The following is a 4,569-nucleotide window of genomic DNA, read 5'->3' on the forward strand; positions in this document are numbered from 1 at the left end:
CGTTGTGGCGTTAGGAGTTAGTTCTCCGGTAGAGATGCTTCGGCTGCGCTGCGCTCCGCTCAGCATGACAAGTGTAAACCTCACCCCATGCATTCCTACTACCTGTTTCTAAGCGCTACCCTGCTAGCCCTCCCTGCCGCCGCCCAAACCGCCGCCCCGCTGCAAGTCGCCAGCCCCGACGGGGCGGTGCGCGTGACCGTGGCGCTGGCCGCCGGCGGCCGGCCCACCTATGCCGTGCGCTACCGCGATGCCGAGCTGCTGCAACCCTCGCGCCTGGGCTTGCGCCTGGCTGGGGCCGACCTCAGCCAAAACCTCAAGCTGGCCAAGGCCGACGCGCCTACCAAGGTCAGCGACAGCTACCAGCTGCAAACCGATAAGCGCCTCAACTGCCGCTACCAGGCCAACCGCCGCGTGTTTCGCTTTGCGGGCGACAAGGGCACCACGCTCAGCGTCGTGTTTCAGGTGTCGAACGACGGGGTGGCGTTTCAGTACTTAATCGAAGGGCCGGCCAAGGACGTGCAGCGCCTCGAAGCCGAGCAAACCAGCTTCCGGCTGCCGGCCGGGGCGCGGGGCTGGCTGCACCCGCACGCCAAAGCCCAGACGGGCTGGGCCAAAACCCAGCCTTCCTACGAAGAGAACTACAAGATGGGCGTGGCGGCCGGCACGCCCGGCCCGCTGGGCGAAGGGTGGTCGTTTCCGGCGCTTTTTCAGGCCAATAAGCACTGGGTGCTGCTGACCGAGGCGGGCATGGGTCGCACGTATTGCGGCACCCACCTGGCGCAGGAGTCGCCGGGCGGCGAATACGGCATTGCGCTGGCGCAGCCCGCCGAGCGCACCCTGCCCGACGCCCCGGCCGCCCCCGAAAGCCGCCTGCCCTGGCGTACGCCCTGGCGCGTGCTGGTAGTAGGTAATTCGCTGGCCCCCATCGTGGAATCAACCCTGACTACCGACCTGAGCGCACCGGCCATGCCCGCGCCCGTGGCGGTGGGGCGGCCTGGCAAGGCCTCGTGGTCGTGGGTGCTGCTGGGTGATGACAAGACGACCTACGACGTGCAGCGCCGCTTTATCGACTACGCCGCTGACATGGGCTGGGGCTACTGCCTGGTCGATGCGCTGTGGGACAAGCAAATCGGCTACGACAAGATGCAGGAGCTGGCCCAGTATGCCCGCTCCAAAAAGGTGGGTTTGCTGGTCTGGTACAACTCGAACGGCAGCTGGAACGAGGCCCCGCAGACGCCCAAAAACGTGCTCTTCGAGGCTGAAAGCCGGCGCAAGGAGTTTGCCCGCATCAAGCAGATGGGCATTGCGGGCGTGAAAATCGACTTCTTCGGCGGTGATGGGCAGTCCTTCATGAACTACTACCAGGACTTGCTGACCGACGCCGCGCAGGCGGGCTTGCTGGTTAATTTCCACGGCACGACCATCCCGCGCGGCTGGAACCGCACCTACCCCAACCTGGTGAGCATGGAGGCCGTGAAAGGCTTCGAGTTTCTGACCTTCGACCAGAAGAACACCGACCAGGAACCCACGCACTGCGCTATGCTGCCCTTCGCCCGCAACGCGGTGGGGCCGATGGACTTCACGCCGATGGCCTTTTCGGAAATCCGCGGCAAGGAGCGCCGCACCTCCAACGCCTTTGAGCTGGCCTTGTCGGTCGTGTTTCAGTCGGGCGTGCAGCACTATGCCGAGGTGCCCGAGGGTATGGCCGCCCAGCCCGCCTACGTGCAAAGCTTCGTGAAAAACCTGCCCCCGCAGTGGTCCGACGTGAAGCTGCTCGACGGCTTCCCCGGCGAGTACGTGGTGCTGGCCCGGCAGGCCCCCGGCGGCGGCTGGTACGTGGCCGGCATCAACGGCACCGACGCGCCCAAGACCATCCAAATCGACCTCACCAAGCTGGGCATCAAGGGCGGCACGCTCATCACCGACGGCGACACCAACCGCAGCTTTGCCACGCGGCCGGTGTCGGGCACCACGCTCAGCGTGACGCTGCCCGCGCGCGGCGGCTTCGTGGTGCAACCTAAGTAGCCAAGTCGGTATCAGTCAAGGGTGGCGCGCGGTCAATTGCCTAGAAGGGTTGGCCGCGCGCCACTTTACTTATAAAGCTTGCTTATGTCAATGCTGAAAAGACTACTTCCCGCCTTTGGCCTGCTGCTGGCCTTGGGTAGCTCCCACCCGCTGGCCGCCCAAACCACCGACAAAGCCGTGTTGCTGCAAGGTGTGGGCAAGCTGCCCACGCCCGTTGAGCCGGATTTTATGGCGACCACGATTACCCTCAACGAGCAGCCCGAGATTATCCTCACGGTCGAAGCCAACCCGGATGACCTCGACCAGTCGCTTCAGCTCATTGCCTTGGCTAGCAGCCGGCTGGGACAGAGTAAGGTGTTGGCATTTAGCACGTCCGCGTATTTTCATCAGCCACTGGTGCAGCAGGTTGAGGTGCAGCAGCTGTTGCAGAACTGCCTGAGCTGGGGCAGTAGCGCCCGCCACAAGCGCGTGCAGGTGTGGGGCGGCGACGCGGCCCTGACGGCGTTTCTGACCCGGCAAGCGCAAGCCAAGCTGATGGGCACGGCTGGCGCGCTCGACCCGTCGGCCGATATTCTGCTGCTGAGCCAAGAGGTAGCCGATACGGCCACGGTGCGCCGCATCGAAGGCTTTGTGCGCCGGGGCGGCACACTGCTTTGCGCCTACCCGCTAACTAATGGGCCGCAAACGCCTGCTCGAACGCAGTCCGAAGCGCGCTTCAACCACCTGCTGCGCCAGGCCGGGCTGCTGCAAAGCAGCTACCTCACCGCGCGCTACCCTGAGCGCGCCTACCTGCTCACGGGCCCAGTGCCGAAATACCTGGGCATCCGCAATATGCTGGCCAGCGTGGAGGAAAAGGTTTACCAGATGCCGCCGGGCCTGATGCGGGGCGGCTACATCTTCAACTACACGCTGGAGCAGGTGCTGGCGCAAAACCCGCCCGACGCGCCCATCCAGCAGCGCCTCAGACGGGTGGCGCACTACCGGCCCGATTCGCTGCTGGTGCCCACGCCCGAAAAGCCGGTGAAAGTGGGCCGCAATTATTCGGTGTATATGCTCCAACACCTATTGCGGGAAAACGAGCTGCGCGAGCACCCCAACCCAGCCTACGTGGCACCCGCGGCGGCTTCGTTTCCGGGCGCGGTGCCCGCCTCGGCCCCCCGCCTCACCACCGAGCTGGCGCTGCCCGTGCGCGTGGGCACCAATGGGGTGTGGGAGCCGGCACCAGGCTTCCGGCTGGCGCACGGCACGGGCCTGTACGTGCCGCCCGGCGAGAAGGTGGTTATCTATTTGGCGGCCAAGGACTCGGCGCGCCGGCTGGCGGCCCAGATTGGCGTGCATAGCGACGACCTGACGGACAACACCAGCCTCACCCGCGAGCCATTTGACCTGACGCGCCATTTTGAGCTGAAGCCGGGGCGCACGGAAATCTACTCGCCCTACGGCGGCGTTTTGCTTTTTAATATTCCCGATACGACTTCGCTGAAAGTGCTGCGCGTCAGGGTAGAAGGCGCCGTGCAGGCCCCGCGCTTTGAGCTGGGCAAAACCAGCGTGGCCGAGTGGCAAAAGACCATCCGGCAATACCCCGCGCCCTGGGCCGAGCTGGTGAGCAACAACATCAGCCTTACGGTGCCCTCGGCGCGCATCCGTACCCTCGACGACCCTACCAAAGTGCTGCTGTTCTGGGATGCCGTGCTGGCTACCGATGCCAAGCTGGCGGCCCTCACCGTGCCCCGCGGCCACCCCGAGCGCATTATCGTGGACCAGCAACTGCCGGAAGTGGCCTACATGTTCGCGGCCCCCGACCGCGTTGTGGTGCCCAACGACGAGAGCACTGCGCACATGCTGGACGCGGACTATATGTGGAAAAACGGCTCCTGGGGCCACTTCCACGAGTTGGGCCACCTGCACCAGTTTCGGGGCATTGACTTCAGTGGGTTGACTGAGGTAAGCGTCAACTTGTACACCATGTACGTGTTTGACAAGCTACTACACCAGGGCTTGTATGTGCATAACCACCACGAGCGGCTGGGTAGCAAAGAGAAGGTAACTGAGGAAATGCGCAAGTACCTGGCCGACTCGCCTTCCTTCGAGAAGTGGAAGGCCGACCCTTTCCTGGCCCTGGCCATGTACGTGCAGCTTATCGAAACCTTCGGCTGGGCACCCATCGAGCAGGTGTATCGGCAGTACCGGCAGCTGCCCAAGAGCCAGTACCCGGCCACCGAGGCGGCCAAGCGCGACTACTGGTTCACGGCCATCAGCACGGCCACCCGGCGCAACCTGGCGCCCTTCTTTGCGCAGTGGAAAGTGCCGGTGGGGGAGGAGGCCGCCAAGGCCGTGGCCACGTATCCCACCTGGCTGCCGCCCGAAATGCAGGCTAAATAAGGGTAGTCCGACCGGGTCGCCGCTGGCGCGGGGCGTAGGGTAAGCAGGCTCGCCGGGCGTATCGCCTCACCCCCCGGCCCCCTCCGAAAAGGAGAGGGGGAGCCAGGCGTCAGTTAGGAGTTGTGAGTTAAGAGTTAGCCTTTTCTCCAGCCAAAAAGTCCC

Annotated in this window: 2 protein-coding genes; both read left to right on the forward strand. The window is 64.6% G+C overall.

Going from position 1 to position 4,569, the window contains the following annotated elements; translation table 11 throughout:
* Window positions 1-87: 87 nt before the first annotated feature.
* Window positions 88-2,025 (forward strand): glycoside hydrolase family 97 protein, encoded by a 1,938-nt coding sequence (locus tag VFO93_RS09510; RefSeq protein WP_325134131.1) that lies wholly within the window; start codon window positions 88-90, stop codon window positions 2,023-2,025.
* A gap of 90 nt (window positions 2,026-2,115) precedes the next feature.
* Window positions 2,116-4,407 carry a M60 family metallopeptidase gene (locus VFO93_RS09515; RefSeq protein ID WP_325134132.1) on the forward strand — a complete coding sequence of 764 codons (2,292 nt, stop codon included), beginning with the start codon at window positions 2,116-2,118 and terminating at the stop codon, window positions 4,405-4,407.
* The last annotated feature ends 162 nt before the right edge of the window (window positions 4,408-4,569 follow it).

The organism is Hymenobacter sp., from assembly GCF_035709525.1.
GTDB lineage: Bacteria > Bacteroidota > Bacteroidia > Cytophagales > Hymenobacteraceae > Hymenobacter.

What these genes read in the sequence shown, in the direction of transcription:
- VFO93_RS09510 (WP_325134131.1), top strand. Translation starts at nt 88, where the DNA reads ATGCATTCCTACTACCTGTTTCTAAGCGCTACCCTGCTAGCCCTCCCT.
- VFO93_RS09515 (WP_325134132.1), top strand. Translation starts at nt 2,116, where the DNA reads ATGCTGAAAAGACTACTTCCCGCCTTTGGCCTGCTGCTGGCCTTGGGT.